Below are 22,997 nucleotides of genomic sequence, written 5' to 3'. Positions count from 1 at the left end.
CAGACGAGGAAGGACAAGCATGGATCATCAGGGAGCGGACATGCCCATAGATTCCTTTTACCGGCAAACAAGGGGGTTAATTTTTGTACAGCGTAGTAGGTGTCCGTTTTAAAAAAGCGGGTAAAATATATTATTTCGATCCACTTGATTTTCCGATTGAACGGGATCAATATGTTATTGTGGAGACAGCACGTGGGGTTGAATACGGTAAAGTTGTCGTAGGCAAAAAAGAGGTGGAAGAATCCGACGTAGTTTTGCCCCTCAAAAAAGTGATGCGTATTGCCGGAGAAACCGACGCACGCGTAGTTGAAGAGAACAAAGGGGCCGCTAAAGAGGCTTTTACCACCTGTTTAAATAAAATACGCGACCATGGTCTCAAAATGAAGCTCGTCGATGTAGAGTTTACTTTTGACCGTAATAAGATTATATTTTACTTTACGGCCGAAGGGCGGGTCGACTTTAGAGAATTGGTTAAAGATCTAGCAAGTATCTTCCGGACCCGCATTGAGCTACGGCAAATTGGGGTGCGTGATGAGGCTAAAATGCTAGGTGGACTTGGACCCTGTGGGCGAGTGCTTTGTTGTTCATCTTGGTTAGGGGATTTTGAACCCGTATCCATTAAAATGGCGAAGGATCAGAACCTGTCACTTAATCCGACGAAGATTTCAGGACTTTGTGGACGTCTGATGTGTTGTTTGAAATTTGAGCATGACAATTATGAGAGTGTAAAGGAAGAAATGCCAGCGGTCGGCAAGATTGTCGTGACCTCATTGGGTGATGGCAAAGTAGTAGGACTTAATGCCGGAAGCCGTACGGTTCATGTACAGTTGTTTGAAGTGGGCAAAGTTAAGGAACTTCCAATGGATGATGTTGTCGTCAAGTAAACCATTATAAGGTTACTTTCGGGGTGGAAACTTGGAGAAGAAAAATATATTTGCACACATGCAGGATATGGAAGCACAGATGGAAACGATGCGCGCCAATCTTGGAGAATGGAAACAGACGGTAAAAGAACTGATGGAAGCTAATCAGAGGTTAACTCTGGAGAATGAACAGCTTCGCAAAATTTTAAAGCGGGATGCACCTTTGGATCCTACCGTAGATTCTGCGGAGGCGGAAGCTCTTTTAGCTGCCGGAGAGGGAACAGAAGAGGTTGTCGGGGAAGGTTATGACAACTTGGCCCGGCTTTACCATGAAGGCTTTCACATCTGTAATGTTTATTTTGGACATTTACGCACGGAAGGTGATTGTCTGTTCTGTCTTTCTTTTCTTAATAAATGAGGATATCCAGCCGTAGGAGATTGATCCTACGGTTTTTTTTGAATTTTAGCCAATGAAGCTTAGCTCAACAAAACATTTAGGAGATTACTACATGACAAATTCTTTTAACGATATATCTGTTCCTTTGTTGCCGACGGAGCGGGTGGATGATTTATTAACGCATGACTTGCGAATTATTCAAAGTGACGAAGTATTCAGCTTTTCTATGGATGCTGTACTGCTTGCCCGTTTCGCCAGCGTTCCGCCTCGTGGGAGAGTTCTGGATCTTTGTACTGGAAATGGTGTAATTCCTATTTTGATGACGACCCGAACTAAAGCTTCTATAGAAGGAATTGAAATTCAGCCCCGTTTAGCAGATATGGCTCGCCGTAGCGTGGCTCTAAATGGGCTACAGGATCAGGTTGTGATCCATGAAGGCGATTTACGTGAGTTATATAAAGTTGCAGGGCATGGCGTATATGATGCGATAACAGTTAATCCTCCTTATATGCCTCTTAACGGCAGTGACCTCAAGCTGAACACTCATCAGGCTATGGCACGTCATGAAATCGGGTGTACACTGGAGGAGGTCATTCAAGCCTGTGTGAGACTGGTTCGCACCGGTGGAAAGGTAAGTATGGTTCACAAGCCACAACGATTGGTTGATATTATTAGTCTTATGAGAAAATATAGGCTCGAGCCTAAGATTATTCGCTTTGTACATCCACGTGCTCATCTGGAGGCTAACATGGTATTAATCGAAGCGATACGTGATGGTAAGCCGGAGGTTCGTTTACATCCACCACTCATTGTATATAATGAGGACAATCAATACTGTCCAGAAATTATGGACATCTACTATGGTGCTAAAGAGGGTAAATCATGACGATATCATGCCAAAGCAGTTTTCAGAACAATAACAATACACATAAGCAGGAATCAACCGGTTCACTCTTTTTGGTGGCAACACCCATCGGTAATTTAGAGGATATGACTTATCGTGCTGTCCGCACATTGCAGGAATGCGATATTATTGCAGCTGAGGATACAAGACAAACTCGAAAATTGTTGAGCCATTTTGAAATTACACCCTCTATGCTGTTCAGTTATCATGAGCATAATAAGGCTGCCAGTGGACCTGAACTTATCCGCTATATAATAGAAGGAAAAAATTTGGCCCTCGTCAGCGATGCCGGTTTACCAGCCATTTCTGACCCTGGTGCAGACCTTGTAGCCCTTGCCATAAGTCACGGTATACCAGTAATTCCTATACCGGGAGCTAACGCAGCTTTGTCAGCATTAATTGCCTCTGGTCTGCCTACGACTACGTTCACTTTTATCGGCTTCTTACCTCGAGAACGTAAAGATATCCGTGCGGTATTAAGCCCACTTCGTTCGGCGCAAGGGACTATACTGTTCTACGAATCTCCACATCGCGTGGTGAAGACACTGGCTCATCTCCATGAAGCATTCGGCAATCGGCGAATCGTGCTTGCTCGTGAACTGACGAAGAGATATGAGGAGTTTCTACGTGGGACGATCGAGGAATGTACGGATTGGCTCGCTGAACATCCACCGCTTGGTGAGTATGTCATTGTCGTTGAAGGCGAGAGCAAGGAAGATGCTGAAATGGCGGAATCGGCTTGGTGGCGCCAGCTAAGTATTGAAGAACATGTTGCTCATTACGAAGCAGCAGATATGCCGCGTAAAGAAGCTATGAAAAAAGCAGCGTCTGATCGTGGTGTGTCAAAGCGGGATATTTATAACGCACTTCTGGATAAAGCTGAGCAGCAGTAAGTTATTGATGGATTCTAATTCTAAGAGGTTAACAATACTTAAGAATTTGCGATTCATTTGGCGGGAACGTAGGAAATATAAGTGTACAATATACAATTAAATCGTTTAATGGTAAAAAACGTTTAAGTTAACTGTAAGGTGCGAAGGTTATTACGAGGCTGACGAGGATCTTGCCTGAAGGTGGTTCCCAAAAGGAAGCCCATTATAGACCAGATCACGGTGAAAACTCGGTTCACTTCGTGCTCTCACCGTATTACCCATCATTATTAGGTGTCATGGGGGGAGTAAATCCTTCCTTCCAGACATCTTTTGGGGCGGGAAACATAGGTGATTGCAGAAAAAAAATACCTCCCGCAGTCACGGGAGGTCAAGGAGATATGAAAAGGTTAGAATTAACAATTTGATTAGTTCTATTATATACTATTTATTTTAGTTTGTCACAGGGGTAGGGATAGTAGAAATGCATTCATGACAAACTATTTTTCCTTTGAAGTAAGTTACGTTCTCAGCGTTGCCGCAGAAAATGCAGGCAGGCTCATATTTCTTAAGCATAATGCGCTCACCATCAACGTAAATTTCAAGTGCGTCTTTTTCACCAATGCCAAGAGTACGGCGCAATTCAATGGGAATAACTACCCGTCCAAGTTCGTCTACTTTTCTTACTATTCCTGTTGATTTCATCATAACAATCGTTACTCCTCTCAATGTTCCAAAAACGTCATTATTCGACATTGTTCACTGTTTTATGATATTTATAATACCAACGATTCCCAAAACAGTCAACCTTTTTTCATCTGTTAATTAAGTACTTTTTCACGAAAACTTTGAATTGCCTATAACAATCACGAATTCCAAAAAAAGCGAAAAAATAAACTTTGTCGACTTTACCAAGACTAAAAACGTCACTATTCGACAAAGTACGACATAATTACTTATTATATACTTATATTGGTTAAAATCATATTAAATTTAAAAAAGGAGTTGATCTCATGAAGCAGCCGCTCACAGAAGAAAAGGTTTTCAAAGATCCGGTTCACAATTATATCCACGTGGAGGATACTATTATTTGGCGACTAATAAATACAAAGGAGTTTCAGCGTTTACGCCGAATTCGCCAGCTGGGTACCTCGTATCTCACTTTTCATGGCGCAGAGCATAGTCGGTTTTCTCATTCCCTAGGGGTGTACGAAATTACACGTAGAATTATTTCGCAATTTGAACGAAGCGGGTATAAGGATTGGATTCCTGAAGAAAGTCTGCTCACCTTGTGTGCGGCCTTGCTGCATGATCTGGGGCATGGTCCATTTTCCCATTCTATAGAAGAAGCTTTTGAAATGAATCATGAGGATTGGACTTGTCGAATTATTCTGGAGGACACAGAGATTACTGAGATCTTGCGTGACGTGGAGGAGGATTTCCCTCGTAAAGTAGCCTCTGTAATCGCTAAAACTTATGAGCATGAAATTGTTGTAAATCTGGTTTCCAGTCCGCTAGATGCTGATCGCATGGATTATTTGCTACGTGATGCGTACTATACAGGTGTAAACTATGGGACGATCGACATTGATCGGATTTTAAGAATGCTGCGTCCTTATAATGGTCGTGTTGTTGTAAAAGAATCGGGAATGCATGCCATTGAAGATTATTTAATGTCGCGTTATCAAATGTACTGGCAAGTCTATTTTCATCCGGTGACACGCAGCTCAGAGATTATTTTACGACAAATTTTCCGTAGAGCTAGGGAGCTTTTCCAAGAGGGGTACAATTTTAGTTTCATGATTAATCCGCTGGAGGATTTGTTCCGTGGTGAGGTGACAGTGAAGCAATATTTAATGCTGGATGAAGCACTGGTACAGACGGCTTTTATGCAGTGGACGCTTGAGAAAGATGAGCTACTAAGTGACTTGTGTACCCGTTTTATTCACCGTAAACTGTATAAATACGTTGAGATGGAGAATCTCGATACAGATATGATTACTGAAATTCGCAGCAGTTTTGAGGCAGTGGGACTCCACCCAGAATATGATTTGGAGATTGATTTTCCAACAGATCTGCCCTATGATGTGTTCCGTCCGGGAGAAGCTTTTGACAATAAACAAATTCTGCTGCTTGATCGGCATGATCATCTGCGGGAAATTTCAGAGGTGTCTGATATTGTGCGTTCTATTAGCGGCATTCACCGTGGCAGATATCATCTTTATTTTCCTCAGGATAAGTTGAGAAATGCGCTTACGCGATTGCCTGCTTCTATAGCAGAGATTTTTGCAAAATAATACAAGAAAATATGGGATTTTTGACAAGAAGAGTAGAAAAATAAGACATAACGGATAGCGTGAAACTTATACTGTCTTATATTTAAAAAAGAACAAGGAGTGAAGGTTAAAATGTTTCTGTTTGACACACATACGCATCTGGATGCACCTCAATTCGACGAGGATCGCGAAGAAGTTATCGCTCGTGCTGTAGAAGCAGGAGTTAGCAAGATGATTAATATCGGATTTAATCGGGAGACGATTCCTTCAACGATGAAGCTGGCAGAATCTTATGATTATATTTATGCGGCAGTGGGTTGGCATCCTCAGGATGCGATTGATATGAAAGATGGAGATCTCGATTGGATCGCTTCTCTATGCAGTCATAAAAAAGTAGTGGCTATTGGTGAAATCGGACTGGATTATTACTGGGATACTTCTCCCAAGGATGTGCAACATGAAGTTTTCCGCAAGCAAATTGGACTAGCCCGTGAATTAAATATGCCGATTTGTATTCATGATCGTGATGCCCATGAGGATGTTGTACGGATCTTACGGGAGGAAAAAGCAAATGAGGTTGGAGGCGTGATGCACTCGTTCTCAGGAAGCTGGGAAACAGCTAAAATGTGCTTGAATCTTGGTTTTCATTTATCCTTTGGAGGACCCATTACGTTCAAAAATGCAAGAGTGCCGAAAGAAGTGCTTGCGCAGACCCCACTAGACCGATTATTGATCGAAACCGATGCTCCATATTTGACTCCACACCCCTTCCGCGGGAAGCGAAATGAGAGCGCTCATGTGAAGCTGGTAGCAGAGGCAGCAGCTGAAATTAAAGGGTTAACATGGGAAGAATTGGCTAAAATAACGTATGCGAACGCACTGGAACGATTTGGGATTGAGTGAAAACGGGAGCAAAACAGGCGAAAAATAGAGAATGGCCGATATATTAAACTTTTTTAATATAAAAACGGCTGAATATTACAATATTTTAACCATATTTTTGCGTAAACGTGGTTGAATCGTCCTTTACAACATGCATCAAAACAGGATATCATCTTTTCAGTGATGTGAGCTGTGTTATAGTGACAGCCATTGATTCATGGATCGTCTCGCTGAGTCTCCGTATGGAGAACGGGGGAACCAATATTGACCTGCCGCATGCCTGTATTTTAAATACGGTTTAGACGTGCCGTAGGACAGTATTTGATTTCTTCACGTGGTCTTTGGGGTGAATTTAAGGGCAACCGCCATGAGCGGGTGACCCGAAATAGGGCGTCTCTCTTTCGTCCGAACCCGACAGCTAACCCCGTAAGCGCAAGTAAGAGAGGCAACCTCGTGCACAAGCATTCTCTATTCAGACATTGGAGAAGCCACGAAAGAGTCCTCAGTTGAACTCTTTTTAGGCTTTTTTATTTTTGAATAATTAGAATGGTGCCCACATACTGTTATATAACAGGGGTGGGAGTAGCTGTGCCGAGCAGGCGATCCATGAGCAGGAGACGCTAAGTTATTACGTAACGTGTCCTGTGACAATCTCAAATAGTTTCGTCAAAGGAATTCAGTCCTCATGATATACAATTGACGACGGGGCTATGTAAGGAGGATGGAGAGAATGGGCGTATTCCAACCAGAAGTATCCCATGATTCGCAGTCATCCAGCAGGTCTTTCGCATTACGGTGGGAGCAAGTAAATACTCGCGTACTTTTACTTGCAGGCGTGATTTCAGTCGCTATCGCGCTACTTATTCTGCTGTACGTACACGGTCAAAGTAACAAACAATTATTTTTAGTAATAGACGGGCAAACACAGACGCTTGAAACGCGGGAAGCGCTTCTTGGTGATGTGTTGGAGAAAGAGCAAATTTCGCTGCAGCCGCATGATGAACTATCTTTAGGTCTGAGTGATGAAATAAAAGACGGTGACCGTGTCGTTATCAATCGTGCGCAGAAAATCAGTCTTGCTGCGGATGGAGCAACAAAAACGTTATATACGACCGAGGATACAATTGGTAAAGCAATTCAGAAAATGGGCATTACCCTAGAAGGTCATGATAAGATTTTCCCTTCGTTAGACACCACCATTTCTGCAAACATGGAGGTTAAGATTGTTCGCATCAACAAACAGACCGTACAGCGAACAACTAACTTACCCTTCAGAGTCATCAAGACAGCAGACCCCTCCCTTACTGTGGGAACAGTTAGAGTGGCACAGGCAGGCAAACCAGGTGTCATGATTCAGCATATTGAAAAGATCTACCAAGACGGAGAACTGGCCTCTATGCGCATGATTGGTAAGGAAGTACAAACGGTAACGAAAGATAAGATTATTGCCGTTGGTATCAAAGCACTTCCTAAGCCGGCTGTAGCTAAGACTACAACAACTTCCAAATCAAACACCACTTCAAAAACGGCTAAGGTTAGCGCCAAGACTAATAACGTCACAAGCAAGGCTGGCGTAGACTTTGAGTACAAGAAGATGATTAAGAACGTCTCCATGACTGCTTATTCATCAGAAGAGCCAGGTATAGGTACCAAAACTGCCTCCGGAACACGCGTAACGGAAGGTCGTACAATTGCAGTAGACCCGAATGTAATCCCTATTGGCTGGTGGGTATATATCGAGGGGCTTGGATTCCGCCGAGCAGAAGATACTGGCGGTGCCATTAAAGGCAATAAAGTAGATGTCTATTACGATTCACTGAGCCATGTCCGTAATTTCGGTCGTAAATCACGTGCCGTTTATGTGATTGGACCTGTGAAGCCGGAGTTAAACTAGGGTGAAGCTTTTGCAAATTATTCTTTGATAAGCTATAGTGATGATAACCGTTAAGGAACGCCAGATGATCATTTCGTTGATCGCAGAGCAACCGCTCATCACTTATACATTCTTTAACCAAAAGAAGAGGAGCGAAACCTCTTCTTTTTTGCTTTTTTTGGAAGGAGTCAAGAGATATGATTAAGGAATTAATTGTCGTTGAAGGTAAGAGTGATACCGTCGCTGTTAAACGCGCTGTAGAAGCAGATACGATCGAAACAGGGGGCTCGGCTGTAGACCGGACTGTAATTGCGAAGATCGCGCTTGCTATGGAGCGCAGAGGAGTGATTATCCTTACTGACCCGGATCACGCGGGTGAACGAATTCGTAAGATTGTGTCCGCAAAGGTGCCGGGCTGCAAGCATGCCTTCATTCCGGAGAAGGACGCAACCCGCAAGGGAGATATCGGTGTAGAGAACGCTTCTCCAGAGGCGATTCGTCATGCGCTACGGAATGTACATACCTCTTTTGAAGGTGCACCTGCTTTAATTGGACTTGATGATCTAATGGCCTCTGGAATGCTTGTACACCCTCGGGCAGCTGAAAGACGTATGGCACTTGGTAATTTGCTTGGAATCGGATATTGTAATGGTAAGCAGCTGTACAAGCGGCTGGCAATGTTTGGAATTACGCGGGAGGAATTTGCCGGAGCTCTCGCCCAAATTGATCAGGGGGGCATTACTTCATGAGTGGTAGAGAGGAAATTTCGACTCCAAAACGGACGAAAGAAATTATTCAACGTTATGGATTCAAGTTCAAGAAGAGCTTAGGACAGAATTTTTTGATTGATCAAAATATATTGGACAAGATTGTAGACGCTGCTGGGCTAGATAGTGAATCAGGGGCATTGGAGATCGGTCCTGGGATTGGTGCCCTGACGGAGCGTTTGGCGCTAACCGCTGGTGCGGTGACCGCTGTGGAGATCGACCGTAGGCTGATTCCTATTTTAAGGGACGTACTTTCCCCTTATCCGCATGTTAAGGTTCGTAATGATGATGTTCTGAATGTAAATCTGCAGGAGCTGTTCAAAGAAGATTTTGCATCTGTGAACAAGGTAAGCGTAGTTGCCAATCTGCCGTATTATGTAACTACTCCGATTCTGATGAAGTTGCTTGAAGAGAAGCTTCCGCTTGATAACATCGTTGTAATGATTCAGAAAGAGGTTGCGGAGCGTATGGCTGCTTCTCCGGGAGGGAAGGAATACGGGAGCCTTAGCATTGCCGTGCAGTACTACAGCGAGCCTGAACTCGTCTGCATTGTGCCGCGTACGGTGTTCATTCCTCAACCTAATGTGGAGTCCGCTGTAATCCGTCTAAAGGTAAGAGAGCGTCCACCGGTAGAAGTGGAGAGTGAGAAGCACTTCTTTGAGGTCGTCCAAGCTTCTTTCACACAGCGTCGCAAGACGATTGCTAACAATCTCAAGGCTCGTTACTTCCCCGAAGAGGGACGTGAGCGTCTGGAGGCTTTACTCGCAGAAGCTGGTATCGAACCAACCCGTCGTGGAGAAACGTTAAGTCTAGAAGAATACGCCCGATTGAGCGGTGTTCTGTTGGCTGCTGGAATTGAATAAGCTAAAAACATAGCTAGTTATGAACCAACTGAGGCCTTTGCCCATACGATGGGGTAGAGGTGGTGGTTGTAATGAATTTAGGAGACTTGGTCGTTCGTAAATCTTATGGTGGTGATTTGACTTTTCGTGTAGATCATATTGTGCAGGACAGAGCCGTCATTAAAGGCACAGATTTCCGTCTGTTGGCGGACTCTCCTCTGAATGACTTGGTTCAAGTGCCTCCTACCCGAATTACGGAACGAGGACAGCAAGCACAGATTAAAGCGAATGAATCACTGACGCAGCTGCGGAAAGACCGACAGGAGCAAAGTCAGCGGAGTGGGAGCGCTCTATCCGAAGGAGCATGGGCTCCATCGCCCAAGGAAGCTGCTTATTTTGAAGTACCGGGGAAAGTACTGCATCTGGATGGCGATCCGGCGTATTTGAATAAGAGCCTTAGCTTATACGAGCAATTGCGGATCCCTGCTGAAGGTCATCATGTTCATGAGTCCGCAATGGCTGACACTTTATACCGGCTGCTGCCCCGCGTGCGTCCAGATATTGTGGTGATTACCGGTCATGACGGGGTGCTGAAGCAACAGCATACTTACGATCTTCACAGTCTGAACAGCTATAAAAATTCGCAAAACTTCGTAGCTGCTATTAGGGTAGCTAGGGATTATGAGCGAAATTTTGATGCGTTGACGATTGTTGCAGGTGCTTGTCAGTCACATTTTGAAGCACTGCTGGGGGCAGGGGCGAATTTCGCCAGTTCTCCTGGACGGATATTGATCCATGCCTTAGACCCAGTTTATGTAGCGGCAAAATCGTCGTTCACGCCCATTAGGGATACGGTGAATCTGAGTGAAGTTTTGAATAACACCATTAGTGGTAATCAGGGAATCGGCGGTATTGAGACCCGTGGAAGCTTTCGTATTGGGATGCCGCGTCTGCAGAACCTGTCAGCACTAAAAGTGACACCTTCCGCAATTTAATCGACGGGCACAGGTCTATTTTTCAAAGCTTATAAGTAATTTCGAGTGGCCGAATAGAGTAACGCGAAGAAAGGGTGAGCGATGAGCTTAACCCTTTTTTTATATAAGAAAGTATAATTATCCTTATATTTCTCGCATAAACGTTAACCGTCCTTAAGGGACGCCAAAGGCGTTTATGCTTACGTGAAATGGTAGTTATCTTTAAAGATCGGCAATGTTATTTTTCCTGCTTTGTGGTAAACCTATTACAGATAACAAGGGTATTAGTTCGCCTCTGATTCTCCGCAAAAAAATTCCGTTGACAACCAAATATTCATCATCTATAATTATTTATTTGCTTTGACAAACACCTGGGGAAGTTGTATAATGGACAAGAAAAGAGGTGGTCGTCAGGCAATGGCTAATAACGCGCTGTTGGAAATCAAACGCAGTCTCGAAGCTCACGTCGGTCATAAGATCACGTTGCGTGCAAACGGAGGTCGTCGTAAAACCGTAGAACGCACCGGTGTCCTGGAAGAAACGTACCCTTCTGTATTTATTGTCAAACTGGATCAGGAGCAGCAAACATTCAAGCGAGTCTCCTATAGCTATGCCGATATCCTTACTGAATCTGTGGAAATCACAGTATGTGAAGACGATGGGCAGATGCGGATTATGTATATTAAAGCTTAATGTTTCACGAGCAGCTTCCTTTGGAGGCTGTTTTTTATTTGCAGATAAACATTCAGTGAATGATCCTTGTTCTTAGCAAGCATACTAATTGAGCAATCGGTTTATCATTTTCTTTCATAAGGGAGGAATTCCGTAATGAGCCGCAGAAAACGAGGCATGATGTCGGAAGAACTAAAGACAGAGTTAGCCAAGGAGCTTGGTTTTTACGAAACGGTGGAACGTGAAGGCTGGGGAGGAATACGGGCGAAGGATGCCGGCAACATGGTAAAAAGAGCGATTCAGCTCGCTGAAGAGGCTGCGCGGAAATCTTAATCTTTAGCGTGTGAACAATTATTTAACGAAAAAGGGTGCGTCCAACGGGCGACACCCTTTTATTATTGGACTTCATTAGAAGTTTTTCATATAATATGTTAAGTTGTTTTTACGGGAAAAGCTGAAGGTGGGTGAACGCCTTGAAAATGTATGAGAAGGCACCAGCTAAAATTAATTTGATGCTGGATGTGCTGCACAAGCGTGCTGACGGTTTTCATGAGGTGGAAATGATTATGACCATGGTAGATCTAGCAGACCGTTTAGAGCTGTCTGAGCTGCCAAGGGATACTATTATAATATCAAGTCAAGCGGGTTATATTCCTCTAGATGAGAAGAACCTGGCCTTTCAAGCGGCTAGGCTTATTAAAGAACGTTATAACGTGAAGAGTGGAGTACATATCCATCTGGATAAAAGAATACCGGTCGCAGCTGGCCTGGCTGGCGGCAGCAGCGATGCAGCGGCTACGCTACGTGGCCTGAACCGACTGTGGCGCCTAGGTATACCTGCGCAGGAGCTGCAGGAGCTTGGCGCTGAGCTTGGCTCAGATGTACCTTTCTGCGTTACAGGAGGCACTGCCTTGGCAACAGGCCGTGGCGAGAAGCTGACGCCGATTAAGAACCCACCGCAATGCTGGGTAGTATTGGCTAAGCCACCTATCAATGTATCGACTGCAGAAGTATACGGACGTGTGCGGAGCAATAATATAGCTGTTCATCCTTCGGCTCGAAAGATGCAGGACGCGATCGAAGCTGGAGATTTTGGGGGCGTGTGTAATCATTTGGGCAATGTGCTTGAGGATGTTACCCTAAAGCTGCATCCAGAGGTTCAGCAGCTCAAAGAGGCGATGGTCAAGCTCGGAGCAGACGGAGTGTTAATGTCCGGCAGCGGTCCTACAGTGTTCGGTTTAGTGTCCAAGCAGTCTAAAGTAGCAAGAATATATAATGGACTGCGAGGGTTCTGCAAGGAAGTCTATGCAGTGAGATCACTCAATTAGTATGCTTCTCTTGTGTAAACCCGTACAAAAGTGATATATTTTTCATAAAATATTCGGTTTTGGCGAGGAGCATTCCGTGAAGAAATTAAAAAGAAGCCAACGTTTGGTAGACATGACTCAATTTTTACTTGAGCGGCCACATGACCTGCTGCCGCTGTCTATATTTGCCGATCGGTATGGAGCGGCTAAGTCCTCCATCAGTGAAGATTTGGCCATCATAAAAGAAGTATTTGAAGGTGAGGGCATTGGAGAGCTTCAGACCTTAGCCGGTGCAGCAGGTGGAGTACGTTATATTCCTGTGATGCCTAAAGAAATGGCGCTCTCATTTGTTAAACGTTTATGTGTGCAGCTGGAACAGACAGATCGGATATTGCCTGGTGGTTATTTGTATATGTCGGATCTGCTTGGACTGCCATCTTTGATGGAGCAAGCAGGGAAGATCATCGCAACGGCCTTTTATGGATCGGAAATCGATGTGGTGATGACAGTAGAAACTAAAGGGATTCCGCTAGCCTATGCAACGGCAGCACAGCTAGGATTGCCAGTAGTGCTGGTACGACGTGATCATCAAGTTACAGAAGGATCAGCAGTAAGCATTAATTATGTATCTGGATCACATAAGAGCATACACACCATGTCTCTTTCTAGACGAGCACTCAAGGAGAAATCACGGGTACTCATTGTAGATGACTTCATGAAGGCAGGCGGGACCGTTCGAGGGATGGTTGATTTACTCGGTGAGTTCAATGCCGAAGTTGCTGGAGTGGGTGTGTTGGTCGAATCAGGCGCAGTAGAGACGGAAGAGCGTCTGTTGCATGACTATGTTTCTTTAGTGAAACTAAGCGAGGTAGACTCGAAAGAGCGGCGGATTTCTGCGCATCCGGGTAACTACTTTTCCTCTTGATAGATTGGCGTTTCTTTGTTTTCAAAAAGCGTGGAAATTGTCGAAAACGTAAGAGATATTAAGAAAATCACCCTATGCGTGTCGAAAACAACAGATCCTAAAAAATATATTTCTTTTTTAGGTATTTTATGGAATCAAAAAGAAGGAATTCGCTTTGCTGTGTGGAATTATACACCAAGTCTCTGATGGAAAAAGGTGGTGAACACACACATGCAAATTACGGATGTCAGACTCCGCCGCGTTAACTCTGAGGGGAGAATGAAAGCAATCGCATCCATTACAATCGATAACGAGTTTGTTGTTCATGACATTCGCGTCATCGATGGTAATAACGGGATGTTTGTTGCAATGCCCAGCAAGCGTACACCGGATGGCGAATTCCGCGATATCGCTCACCCGATCTCTTCGGGAACACGCGAGAAGATTCAATCCGCGGTTCTGGCCGAGTACGATCGCGCCGCTACTGAAGAAGAAGAAGTTATTGAAGAGGGAGCTTAGGCTGCCTCGGAAGACGGCTACCTTTTGGGTGGCGTAGGATCCGCCGTTTTTGATAAGATCATACCGAATATACTTCATGACTTAAGCAGCTTGATCTTGCAAGAAAAGCTAGCGCTAGTGAAGGATTTGACGACATCTTCGAAAGGCAGCGATAAATGCTTTTCTAACATGGGGTTTATAGAAAAGAGAACCATGACTTCATGGTTCTCTTTTCTTTTTGCCCGGAATGAGATATATTCAGTAGTGAGTTCAAGAGTAGGAGGTTGGCATTCTTGAAAAGAATGGCTATAGTTCTTGCCGCAGGTCAAGGCAAGCGAATGAAATCTAAATTATATAAGGTGCTGCACCCCGTTTGCGGTAAGCCAATGGTAGGGCACGTGCTTGATACAGTAGAGGCGACCGGATGTCAGCGCACCGTTGTTGTTGTTGGGCATGGCGCAGAGAAGGTTAAGGCCTATGTAGGGCAAAGTGCGGAATACGTGCTGCAGGAAACTCAGCTCGGTACTGGTCACGCTGTCAAACAGGCTAAGGATTTGCTCGGTGGTGAAGAAGGAACGACGATTGTTGCTTATGGTGACACTCCACTTATTACATCGGAGACGCTGATAGGATTGATGGCTCTGCATGAGGAGCGTCAGGCAGCAGCGACTGTATTAACCGCAGTAATGGATGATCCATCTGGATTAGGACGGATTATACGTAGTGAAGATGGCGGCTTAATGAAGATCGTAGAACAGAAAGATTGTAATGCCGAACAGGCAGCTATTCATGAAATCAACACAGGAATTTATTGCTTTGATAACATCAAGTTATTTTCAGCTTTAGAGAAGGTTACTAACAGCAATAATCAACAGGAATATTATTTAACAGATGTTATCAGTATTCTGCGTGAGCAAGGTGATCTTGTTCTAGCATTCCAGACTGAGGATGCTAACGAGTCTATTGGTGTTAATGACCGTCTAGCTTTGTCTGATGCGGAAGGTATTATGCGTCAACGTATCAACCGCAAACATATGCTGGGTGGCGTAACCATAATAGATCCTGCCTCTACTTATATCGGAGCAGATGTAGTCATTGGGTCAGATACAATGATCTATCCAGGAACCATCTTGAAGGGTAAAACTGTAATCGGTGAGAACTGTGTGATCGGACCGGCAAGCGAAATCGAAGATTGTCAGATCATGGACGACGCGACGATTAAGCAGTCCGTACTGAATCAAGCACAAGTTGGCGCACGGACTACCGTTGGGCCTTTTGCCTATTTGCGCCCAGGTTCTATACTTGGAGAAGAAGTTAAGGTTGGAGATTTCGTCGAGATCAAGAATGCTACGATTGGTGACGGTTCTAAGGTGTCACATCTTAGCTATATTGGCGACGCATCTGTGGGTAAAAATGTAAACGTCGGTTGCGGTGCGATTACTGTTAACTACGACGGGTATAATAAATTTACGACAACAATTGAAGACGATGCCTTTATCGGTAGTAACGTTAACCTTATCGCACCGGTTTCTGTGGGCAAAGGGGCTTTTGTTGTAGCTGGTTCGACAATTACGCGTTCCGTTTCAGAGAACGATCTGGCTGTTGCCAGAGTACGGCAGGAGAATAAACCGGGATATGCAGAGAAGATCCGTTCCCGTGCAAAAGCGAAGAAAGACCACTCGAGTCCATCGTAAAGCGTTGCTAAGAAGCGCCGGACGGACTTATATTTCCGCGCCGGCGCCTTTGGAAAGCTAAATTCCGTCACGGAGGGTTTAAATTTTATGACTTATTGTGATTCTAAATTAAAGATTTTCACCTGTAACTCCAACCCAAAGCTAGCTAGTCAAATCGCTGATTACATCGGAATTCCGATGGGTGAATCGCATACTACAAGTTTTAGCGATGGAGAAATTCAGGTCAAGCTGTCAGAGAGCGTTCGGGGTTGCCATGTGTATATTGTTCAATCCACCTGCGGCCCAGTTAATGACAACCTAATGGAGCTTTTAGTTATGGTGGATGCACTCAAACGCGCCTCCGCAAAAAGCATCAATGTGGTTATCCCTTACTATGGTTACGCTCGTCAAGATCGGAAAGCTCGTTCCCGTGACCCTATTACGGCCAAGCTGGTAGCAAATTTGATTGAAAAAGCCGGCGCTCACCGTGTAATTACGATGGACCTCCATGCTATGCAGATTCAGGGATTCTTTGATATTCCAGTGGATCACTTGCTGGGAGTTCCCATCCTGGCTCAGTATTTCCGTTCCAAACAAATCGAGAACCCAGTTGTCGTATCGCCAGATCACGGCGGTGTAGTACGTGCAAGAAAGCTTGCTGATTTTCTGAACGCTCCGCTTGCAATTATAGACAAGCGTCGCCCAGAGCCGAATGTCAGCGAAGTCATGAATATTATCGGTAATATTGAAGGTAAAACAGCCATTCTGATCGATGATATTATCGATACTGCTGGAACCATTGTACTTGGTGCTAATGCTTTGATGGAAGGCGGCGTGAAGGAAGTATACGCTTGCTGTACACACCCAGTATTGTCTGGTCCTGCACATGAACGTCTGGAGAATTCTCCAATTAAAGAGATTATCGTGACAGATACGATTCCAATTCGCAGCGCGAACCCAACTTCTAAACTCAAAGTGTTGTCCGTGGCTCCACTTATGGGTGAGGCAATTATCCGCGTTCATGAAGAGTTGTCGATTAGTAAATTGTTTGAAATTGAATAAATATAAATCAATAATAGCAAGCAAAAACGCCTTCGGCGTCCCAAAAGGACGGTAAGCGTTTATGCGAGAAATATAAGGATAATGTATAACGTGAAACTTATACATTCTTATATTGTACAAAAGGGTTACACCTCCGTTCTCGGAGATGTAACCCTTATCGGCGTGATGCAGGTAGAAGCGCTGGCTTCAATACCCGGCGCGGGAGACAAAGGTGAATATGCTGCGGTTATAGAGTGTCCCTTGCAGCTCCACGAATCCTTCGTCCACTGCTGTCAATACACCAATGTCAATGTGCACGTCGCCTCTGTATATTTCCACAGGCACAGCATATTGGATATGGTACTGAAAATCGCGCTGATGTGTTAAGATTGCACCTTGATGTAGCATAGGTTATCACCTGTCTTCGGAGTATAATTTCGCTCTGGTTGCTTAAGAGTATGTAGATAAGATCTATTGTACCAAAAACGGACTTCTCTTGCCGGAGAGCCCGAATGGAAAGGAAAGGTTCGATAATGAAATGGATTGTCGGATTGGGAAATCCGGGAACACAATATGCTAAAACAAGGCATAATGTTGGCTTTATGGCATTGGATGAGCTTGCGGCTCAGAACGGGATTTCTTTCAACCAAAGCAAATGTAAATCCGTGATCGGTGAAGGCGTTATCGGGGGAGTAAAAACCGTATTGATTAAACCGATGACCTTTATGAATTTGTCTGGTGAAGCCGTTCGCGCTTATATGGATTATTACAAAGTTAAACTAGAAGATATGATCGTCGTCTACGATGATCTGGATACCGAAATTGGAAAGATTCGATTGCGTTATCAAGGAAGTGCTGGTGGGCATAACGGAATTAAATCGATCATTCAGCATGTGGGTACACAAAGCTTTAATAGGGTACGAATGGGCATTTCTCGTCCTGAACCGGGTTTTGCAATAGTAGATTATGTTCTCTCTTCTTTTCCTAAAAAGGAAGGCGATCCTCTGAAGCAGATGGTCCTTAATACTTGTGATGCACTGGAGTTCAGCTTAAAGAATTCATTCGAACAGACGATGGCTAAATTTAATGGTTGATCTGTAAACTCTGCTGGTTATGAAGGCTAAAGATGATGCTCCCCGGACATACTGAAGGTATATAGTACTTTCAGGAGGCATATAGATGGCAATAAACTATGTATGTAGGCACTGCAAGACATCTCTAGGCAGCATTAATAGAAGTGATGTTACAGAAATGCAGTTGGGCCTTCATTCCTTGACCCCTGTGGAGCGCAGAGATATAATAGCGTATAATTCAGAAGGTGAGATCACGGTAAAGGTGACTTGCGAATATTGCAAGGAGGCTTTAGAGCATAATCCGGAGCTCAGCCTGCTGACGAGTCCGCTTCAGTAGGTGAAAGCGCCTGTCTCTATCGTCATCCGCAAGCCTTGGCGTTACAGCTGAGGCTTCTTTTCGATTCCAATCATAATAGGTGACGGTGGCTTTGGCTTCCGTTAGCCTGTTTAGTAAGAGAGGTGCGCCTGTTGTTACAAGGTATTATAGAAGCTTTTTCTAAGGATCCCGATTTCCAGTCTATCACCCAGGGTGTAGCTGCAGGTATGAAAGAGCAGCTCATATCGGGGCTTACAGGTTCAGCTAGACAGATCATGCTTGCAGCACTGCATGAAGAGACAGCTCGTCCCTTGCTTGTGGTGACTCATAATATGTTTTCGGCTCAGAAAATGGCCGATGATTTACAGGAAGCGCTTTCCCCGGAACGAGTTCTGCTCTATCCTGCTAATGAACTTGTGGCTGCGGAAGCGGCTGTCTCAAGTCCAGAGACATTAGCCCAGCGTATTGATGTACTGACCAAATGTGCTCAGGGCTTCCGTGGTATTGTTGTAGTTCCCTACTCGGGAGTGCGTAGACTGCTCCCTGCACCAGAGGTTATGGCAGAGGCGCAGGTTACGGTTTCTCAGGATGGAACGCTTGCTCTGGATGAATTCTTGATGTCCATGATCGAAATGGGTTATGAAAGAGTAGAGCGGGTTGAGAATCGCGGTGAACTGAGCGTAAGAGGTGGAATTATTGATTTTTATCCAATGACTTCTCCTTTGGCATATCGGGTTGAGTTATTTGATGATGAGGTTGATTCCATCAGAACTTTTGATCCAGTGGATCAGCGTTCTATTGATAAAGTACGAAGTGTGAAGATTACACCGGCTAAGGAGATCATAGCGAGCAGGTTTCGCCAGGAATCTGCTTCTGCTGAGGCATCCGTTATGCTGGAACGACAGCTCGAGAAAATGGCGGATCGGCAGGCTAAGTTGCGTCTAAAAGAAGAAATTGGACGCGAGCTAGAAATGCTGCGTGAAGGAACCTGTTTTCCTGAAATCTATAAATATATCAGTCTTTTATACCCTGAACGTTCTCATTTATTTGATTACATGGCCCAGGATACGATCCTTATTCTCGATGAGCCGACAAGACTGCTTGAAACGGCGAAACAGCTCGAAAGAGATGAGTCCGAATGGAATCTCCATCTGATGCAAAACGGCAAAACATTGCCGGATCTGGATCTCTCTGTCGAGACAGATGTTGTGATGTACAAACGTCCGTTCCAAAGCCTGTTTATGTCGATCTTTTTGCGCCAGGTGCCACACATTCAACCACAGAACATTCTTGGGTTTATTAGTCGTGGGATGCAGGATTTCCATGGTCAGATGAATGTGCTTAAATCGGAAATGGAGCGTTGGCAGAAGTCTGGTGTAAAGGTAATGATGCTTGCGAGCAGTGAAGAACGGATTGAACGTGTGCGCAGAGTCCTTTATGACTACGGTATTGATGAGCCAACGATCGTACAAGGAAACCTGGGTTCAGGCTTTGAGCTGCCTTCTATTCATTTAGCCGTTATCACTGAAGGAGAGATGTTCTCTCAGAAGCAGCGGAAGGCACGGAAGATCTCCAAAGGGATAGATAATGCTGAACGGATCAAGAGTTATACTGAGCTGAAAATTGGTGATTATGTCGTTCACCAGAACCATGGTATCGGTAAGTATATGGGGATCGGCACGCTGGAGGTCAGCGGTATTCATCGCGACTATATGCATATTTTATATGCGGGTGGCGATAAGCTCTCGGTTCCGATTGAGCAAATTGACTTGATTCAGAAATATGTCGGTTCAGAAGATAAAGAGCCGAAAGTATATAAATTAGGCGGTAATGAATGGACGCGGGTGACCAATAAGGTCCGCTCTTCCGTTCAGGATATTGCTGATGATCTAATTAAACTGTACGCCGAACGCCAAAGTGCAGCAGGGTATGGTTTTGAGAAGGACACACAGGAACAGCGTGAATTTGAAGAAATGTTCCCTTACGAGGAGACTCGGGATCAGCTTCGAGCGATTGAAGAGATTAAGAAGGATATGGAACAGAATCGTCCAATGGACCGGCTCCTCTGTGGAGACGTTGGATACGGTAAGACAGAGGTAGCTATACGAGCAGCCTTTAAATCAGCGATTGAAGGTAAACAGGTGGCTGTACTGGTACCGACAACGATTCTAGCTCAGCAGCATTATGAGACCTTCCGGGAACGCTTCGCAAATTATCCGCTAAATATTCAAGTCCTAAGTCGTTTCCGCAGCCGTAAGGAGCAGAATGAGACGATTAAAAGCGTTCGGGCAGGAACGGTTGACGTGGTTATTGGTACCCACCGTTTATTGTCTCAGGACCTTGTATTCAAGGACCTCGGTTTATTGATTGTGGATGAAGAGCAGCGGTTTGGCGTGACTCATAAAGAGAAGCTGAAGAAGTTAAAAACGAATGTAGATGTTCTTACCCTGACAGCAACTCCAATTCCTCGCACATTACATATGTCGATGCTGGGAGTGCGTGATCTGTCTGTCATTGAGACACCACCGGAGAACCGTTTCCCCGTGCAGACTTATGTTGTTGAGCATAGTCAGACGCTTACGCGGGAAGCTGTAGAGCGTGAATTGGCTCGTGGCGGTCAAGTCTACTACCTCTATAATCGTGTGCAGGGCATTCAAGAAATGGCAGCTCAAATTTCTATGCTTGTTCCTGAGGCTAGGGTAGGTATCGGACATGGCCAAATGTCGGAAGCGGAGCTGGAGAAGACGATCCTTGATTTTCTTGATGGAGAATACGATGTGCTGGTCAGCACAAGTATTATTGAGACGGGTGTAGATATTCCTAACGTAAATACACTTATTGTGCATGATGCGGATAAGATGGGCTTGTCTCAGCTCTATCAATTACGTGGACGTGTAGGCCGGTCCAACCGGATTGCGTACGCCTATTTTACCTATCAGCGGGACAAGGTTCTGACTGAAGTGGCAGAGAAGCGGCTGCAATCGATTAAGGAATTTACGGAACTGGGTTCTGGTTTCAAAATAGCGATGCGGGATTTATCTATTCGTGGTGCCGGTAACTTACTTGGTGCAGAACAGCATGGTTTTATTGCGTCCGTGGGATTTGATCTATACTCACAAATGCTGGCGGAGGAGATCCGCAAGCGTAAGGTTACTGTGCTTGGAGAGGAAGATACCTCGCTCAAAGAGGGCAATACCGTCATTGATTTGTCGATTGACGCATATCTGCCATCCGAGTATATTTACGACAGTATCCAGAAAATTGAAATCTACAAAAAAGTTGCGGCAGTAACATCCTTCGATGATGCTTCTGAGCTTGAGGATGAGCTCTTGGATCGGTTCGGAGAACTGCCTGAAGCAGTTATTAATCTATTAACTGTTGCTCGTCTGAAAGTGTATGGAAAAATGTATGGCATTGATTCCATGATCAGACGTGGTGATGATGTTACCCTGAATTTCTATGAGGGAAGTCTTGGCGCTCTGGATACGGCGAAACTCGCCAAAGTTGGAAATAGCTTCGAAAGACGTGTACAATTCGATAGAGATGCTAAAGCCAGTATCCGAGTGAAGTCAAAAGACTTAAGTGATAAACAGCTGCTTGACTTGCTTGAACAGTTTCTTAAGGAAGCTAAACAGTCTTTTAAATCGAAGGGAGAACTACACAATGTCGTTAAATAAAAAAAAATCATGGAAAGTACTGCTCGTTTCATTGGTAGCAGCGGTTTCCTTTTCTATGCTAGCAGCATGCGGTAGTAGTGCTGATGATAGCAAGGCAGTAGCGACTTATAAAGGTGGAACGATTACAGAGAAGGAATTTGCTATGGATCAAAAAATCATGAAATTCCTCTCCCCACAGCAAGCGCAATATTTAGAGATTGAGGCTTTTAAGGAGTCGATTCTGAAGCAGGAAGTGGGCTTTGAATACTTAGCTTCTAAAGCAACGGATGAAGCAAAGAAGCAGGCGAAGAAAGAGGCAGATTCGCAAATCGCTGATTTGAAGAAAGCTCTGGGCGACAAATATAAGAAAACGCTAAAAGACGCTGACGTTACAGAGGGTGATATCCATGGTTATATGGAGCGTGTGCTAACGGTTTATCAGGATATGCTGCTTAAAGTGACAGATGATCAGGTTGTCAAAGAATTTGAAGCTACAAAAGGTGACTTTACGGTAGCGACCTTGCGTCATGTGCTAATCGGTCTGACAGATGCTAGCAGCAAAGAGCGCACTAGCGAAGAAGCACTAAAAATCGCGAAGGAAGCTAAGGCAAAGCTGGACGGCGGTGCTGATTTTGCAGCAATCGCTAAAGAATACTCTGACGATACAAAAACAAAGGATACGGGCGGAGAATATAAAGATAAGGCTGTAGGAACGTATGTAGATGAGTTTAAGAAGGCTGCTCAAACGCTGCCTTTGAATACCATTAGTGATCCTGTAGAGACTTCTTATGGTTACCACATCATCAAGGTAGAGTCCCGCACCGATAAAACCTTTGACCAGTTAACGGATGAGCAAAAAGAAGGCATTAAGAGCTCTATTGTGTCCAAGAACCTAGAGGCGTTCATGGAGAAAGATCTGGAAGGCATTATTGAGAGCATCAATCTGCCGAAGAGCTCTGCTGCCGCAGATGAATCCGGAACAAAAAATAGCGGAACAGAAGCCACTACAGCGCCAAGCGCATCCCCAAGCGCTACAAAAGCTGCTGAATAAACATCGGTAAAAATGGACAAGCTTACCTTAGAAAAAGCCATCCTCACTTAATGTGAAGATGGCTTTTTATAAATATAAGGTAGTATAAGATTCACACTATACTTTTTCCTTATATTTCTCGCTTAAGCGCTTACCGTCCTTATTAAGGACGCCGAAGGC

Annotated in this window: 23 protein-coding genes and 1 riboswitch; of the genes, 21 read left to right on the top strand and 2 right to left on the bottom strand. The window is 44.6% G+C overall.

Annotated features, from left to right (window positions below):
• Nucleotides 1–83: 83 nt before the first annotated feature.
• The 4 genes from L1028_RS24075 (at nt 84) to rsmI (ending at nt 3,057) form a co-directional block, all read left to right on the top strand.
• Nucleotides 84–884 carry a PSP1 domain-containing protein gene (locus L1028_RS24075; protein WP_042123087.1) on the top strand — a complete coding sequence of 267 codons (801 nt, stop codon included), beginning with the start codon at nt 84–86 and terminating at the stop codon, nt 882–884.
• A gap of 31 nt (nt 885–915) precedes the next feature.
• Complete coding sequence (yabA, locus tag L1028_RS24070) at nt 916–1,281, top strand: DNA replication initiation control protein YabA (RefSeq protein ID WP_042123089.1); 366 nt, start codon at nt 916–918, stop codon at nt 1,279–1,281.
• A gap of 91 nt (nt 1,282–1,372) precedes the next feature.
• Nucleotides 1,373–2,146, top strand: coding sequence for a tRNA1(Val) (adenine(37)-N6)-methyltransferase (locus tag L1028_RS24065; RefSeq protein ID WP_042183822.1), 774 nt, complete (start codon nt 1,373–1,375; stop codon nt 2,144–2,146).
• Nucleotides 2,143–3,057, top strand: coding sequence for a 16S rRNA (cytidine(1402)-2'-O)-methyltransferase (rsmI, locus tag L1028_RS24060; RefSeq protein WP_094872031.1), 915 nt, complete (start codon nt 2,143–2,145; stop codon nt 3,055–3,057). Before L1028_RS24065 ends, rsmI begins: the two co-directional genes overlap by 4 nt.
• A gap of 429 nt (nt 3,058–3,486) precedes the next feature.
• Here the strand turns inward: rsmI and L1028_RS24055 are convergent, their stop codons facing one another.
• Nucleotides 3,487–3,741 (bottom strand): AbrB/MazE/SpoVT family DNA-binding domain-containing protein, encoded by a 255-nt coding sequence (locus tag L1028_RS24055; RefSeq protein WP_042123095.1) that lies wholly within the window; start codon nt 3,739–3,741, stop codon nt 3,487–3,489.
• A gap of 305 nt (nt 3,742–4,046) precedes the next feature.
• On the opposite strand from L1028_RS24055, the gene L1028_RS24050 reads away from it, so the two are divergent.
• The 13 genes from L1028_RS24050 to L1028_RS23990 all read left to right on the top strand — a co-directional run bounded on the left by L1028_RS24050 (nt 4,047) and on the right by L1028_RS23990 (nt 16,763).
• Nucleotides 4,047–5,330: an HD domain-containing protein gene (locus tag L1028_RS24050; protein ID WP_234540363.1), complete on the top strand. Its 1,284-nt coding sequence runs from the start codon at nt 4,047–4,049 to the stop codon at nt 5,328–5,330.
• 111 nt (nt 5,331–5,441) lie between these two features.
• Nucleotides 5,442–6,212: a TatD family hydrolase gene (locus L1028_RS24045; protein ID WP_234540361.1), complete on the top strand. Its 771-nt coding sequence runs from the start codon at nt 5,442–5,444 to the stop codon at nt 6,210–6,212.
• Between the two features lie 197 nt (nt 6,213–6,409).
• Nucleotides 6,410–6,639, top strand: a riboswitch (cyclic di-AMP (ydaO/yuaA leader).
• Nucleotides 6,640–6,921: 282 nt separating this feature from the next.
• Nucleotides 6,922–8,085 carry a 3D domain-containing protein gene (locus tag L1028_RS24040; RefSeq protein ID WP_234540359.1) on the top strand — a complete coding sequence of 388 codons (1,164 nt, stop codon included), beginning with the start codon at nt 6,922–6,924 and terminating at the stop codon, nt 8,083–8,085.
• Nucleotides 8,086–8,261: 176 nt separating this feature from the next.
• Nucleotides 8,262–8,813 carry a ribonuclease M5 gene (gene rnmV / locus L1028_RS24035; RefSeq protein ID WP_234540354.1) on the top strand — a complete coding sequence of 184 codons (552 nt, stop codon included), beginning with the start codon at nt 8,262–8,264 and terminating at the stop codon, nt 8,811–8,813.
• Nucleotides 8,810–9,694 carry a 16S rRNA (adenine(1518)-N(6)/adenine(1519)-N(6))-dimethyltransferase RsmA gene (gene rsmA / locus L1028_RS24030; protein WP_042183833.1) on the top strand — a complete coding sequence of 295 codons (885 nt, stop codon included), beginning with the start codon at nt 8,810–8,812 and terminating at the stop codon, nt 9,692–9,694. Before rnmV ends, rsmA begins: the two co-directional genes overlap by 4 nt.
• A gap of 71 nt (nt 9,695–9,765) precedes the next feature.
• A complete protein-coding gene (yabG, locus tag L1028_RS24025; protein ID WP_234540352.1) occupies nt 9,766–10,668 on the top strand; it encodes a sporulation peptidase YabG in 903 nt (300 codons plus the stop codon).
• A 396-nt stretch (nt 10,669–11,064) separates the two neighbouring features.
• The gene (gene veg, locus L1028_RS24020; RefSeq protein ID WP_019914493.1) at nt 11,065–11,340 is read left to right on the top strand and encodes a biofilm formation stimulator Veg; all 276 of its coding nucleotides are present in this window, start codon (nt 11,065–11,067) and stop codon (nt 11,338–11,340) included.
• Between the two features lie 135 nt (nt 11,341–11,475).
• Nucleotides 11,476–11,652, top strand: a complete 177-nt coding sequence (locus L1028_RS24015) for a small, acid-soluble spore protein, alpha/beta type (RefSeq protein ID WP_042183837.1) — start codon at nt 11,476–11,478, stop codon at nt 11,650–11,652.
• A gap of 140 nt (nt 11,653–11,792) precedes the next feature.
• Nucleotides 11,793–12,647 carry a 4-(cytidine 5'-diphospho)-2-C-methyl-D-erythritol kinase gene (gene ispE / locus L1028_RS24010; RefSeq protein ID WP_042183839.1) on the top strand — a complete coding sequence of 285 codons (855 nt, stop codon included), beginning with the start codon at nt 11,793–11,795 and terminating at the stop codon, nt 12,645–12,647.
• A 76-nt stretch (nt 12,648–12,723) separates the two neighbouring features.
• Nucleotides 12,724–13,551 (top strand): pur operon repressor, encoded by an 828-nt coding sequence (gene purR, locus L1028_RS24005; protein ID WP_042183840.1) that lies wholly within the window; start codon nt 12,724–12,726, stop codon nt 13,549–13,551.
• 210 nt (nt 13,552–13,761) lie between these two features.
• On the top strand, nt 13,762–14,049 hold the full coding sequence (gene spoVG / locus L1028_RS24000; RefSeq protein WP_020425826.1) for a septation regulator SpoVG: 288 nt from the start codon (nt 13,762–13,764) through the stop codon (nt 14,047–14,049).
• A gap of 281 nt (nt 14,050–14,330) precedes the next feature.
• Nucleotides 14,331–15,722 (top strand): bifunctional UDP-N-acetylglucosamine diphosphorylase/glucosamine-1-phosphate N-acetyltransferase GlmU, encoded by a 1,392-nt coding sequence (gene glmU, locus L1028_RS23995; protein WP_234540387.1) that lies wholly within the window; start codon nt 14,331–14,333, stop codon nt 15,720–15,722.
• Nucleotides 15,723–15,809: 87 nt separating this feature from the next.
• Entirely contained in the window at nt 15,810–16,763 is a 954-nt protein-coding gene (locus L1028_RS23990; protein WP_036678796.1) for a ribose-phosphate diphosphokinase, read from the top strand.
• A 186-nt stretch (nt 16,764–16,949) separates the two neighbouring features.
• Here L1028_RS23990 and L1028_RS23985 read toward each other — a convergent pair whose 3' ends face one another.
• On the bottom strand, nt 16,950–17,150 hold the full coding sequence (locus L1028_RS23985) for a hypothetical protein (RefSeq protein ID WP_234540350.1): 201 nt from the start codon (nt 17,148–17,150) through the stop codon (nt 16,950–16,952).
• A 125-nt stretch (nt 17,151–17,275) separates the two neighbouring features.
• Here L1028_RS23985 and pth point away from each other — a divergent pair, with 125 nt between their 5' ends.
• From pth to L1028_RS23965, 4 genes are all read left to right on the top strand, one after another.
• Complete coding sequence (pth, locus tag L1028_RS23980) at nt 17,276–17,836, top strand: aminoacyl-tRNA hydrolase (protein ID WP_234540385.1); 561 nt, start codon at nt 17,276–17,278, stop codon at nt 17,834–17,836.
• A gap of 85 nt (nt 17,837–17,921) precedes the next feature.
• A complete protein-coding gene (fin, locus tag L1028_RS23975) occupies nt 17,922–18,152 on the top strand; it encodes an anti-sigma-F factor Fin (protein WP_234540347.1) in 231 nt (76 codons plus the stop codon).
• 131 nt (nt 18,153–18,283) lie between these two features.
• On the top strand, nt 18,284–21,808 hold the full coding sequence (gene mfd / locus L1028_RS23970; protein WP_234540345.1) for a transcription-repair coupling factor: 3,525 nt from the start codon (nt 18,284–18,286) through the stop codon (nt 21,806–21,808).
• Nucleotides 21,795–22,838, top strand: coding sequence for a peptidylprolyl isomerase (locus L1028_RS23965; RefSeq protein WP_234540343.1), 1,044 nt, complete (start codon nt 21,795–21,797; stop codon nt 22,836–22,838). Before mfd ends, L1028_RS23965 begins: the two co-directional genes overlap by 14 nt.
• The last annotated feature ends 159 nt before the right edge of the window (nt 22,839–22,997 follow it).

It is taken from the genome of Paenibacillus pseudetheri (assembly GCF_924513355.1).
Classification (GTDB): Bacteria; Bacillota; Bacilli; order Paenibacillales; family Paenibacillaceae; genus Paenibacillus_AQ; species Paenibacillus_AQ pseudetheri.
Note: the sequence above shows the minus strand (reverse complement) of the source record. Positions and strands in the feature narration are given on the sequence as shown.